This window comes from Jatrophihabitans fulvus (genome assembly GCF_054781375.1).
On the sequence record NZ_BAAGUN010000010.1, the window covers coordinates 1 to 1057 of the forward strand.

General features: G+C 73.6%; 1 protein-coding gene. It reads left to right on the top strand.

What is annotated here, in order from left to right; translation table 11 throughout:
• Nucleotides 1-1057, top strand: a 1057-nt coding sequence (locus tag ACYVP9_RS23150) for a DUF222 domain-containing protein (protein ID WP_460607358.1), incomplete at both ends; no start/stop codon positions are given.

A 1057-nucleotide genomic window follows, 5' to 3' on the forward strand; every position in this document is an offset into this window, starting at 1 on the left:
GATCTGCTCGCGGCCGATCTGATCGGGTGCGACGCGGCTGCCTTCCTCGCTTCGGTCGACGAGCTCGAGTCGCAGTCGCGACGACTCGCCGCGGTGGACGCACGGTGGCTGAGTGAGCTGAATGATCGGCACCTGGCCGGGGAGCTCGGACGCACGTCGGTGGCGGACGTGTTGACGGTGCGGTTGCACGTCGCCCGAGGCGAGGCTCGGGCGCGGGTGCGGCGGGCGGAGGAGATCGGTCCGCGGCGGGCGGTGACCGGGGAGGTGTTGCCGCCGTTGCTGGAGCAGGTGGCCGCGGCGGTGTCGGGCGGTGAGATCTCGGGTGCGCACGCGAGCGTGGTCGGCGCGATCCTGCGGCGGGTGCCGGAATCGCTCGGGCCGGACGTCTGGGGCATCGTGCACACCGCGTTGCTGTCCGCGGCCCGGCAGACCGACCCGCAGACGCTGCGGCAGCTCGGTGAGCAGCTGCTCCGGCGGATCGTGCCGGACAAGAAACCCGATCCGGAACGGCGCGGGGTGACCCTGTCGCCGGACGTGGCCGGGCTGGCCGGGATCACTGGCGCGATGACCGCACGCTGCGCGGCGGTGTGGCGGACCCTGTTCGACGCCCTTGCCGCGCCCCGGCCCGAGACGACAACGGAAGACGGCACGGTCGTGCGCGACGAGCGCACCGCCGCGCAGCGTCGCCACGATGCGATGGAGGAGATCGGGCTGCGGTTGCTGCGCTCGGGCACCCTGCCCGATTCCGGCGGTGTCCCGGCCACGTTGATCGTCACTGCGAGCCTCGACGAGCTGGCCCGCGCCGGTGGGGTGGTGCGCACCCAGCACGGCGAGCTGCTCGGCGTCGAGCAGGTCCTCGCCCTCGCCGGTGACCTGGGCATCGAACTCTGCCTCACCGACGACGCAGCGGACGACCCGCCCGCGACGGACGACCCGGCGGACGACCCGGTGGACGAGCCGGTGGACGAGCCGGTGGACGACGCGCCGATGGACGTCACGGGCAAGCTCGAGGCGCGTCCCGACGAGCCGGTGGTCGATCCGGTCGCGGCCATGGTCC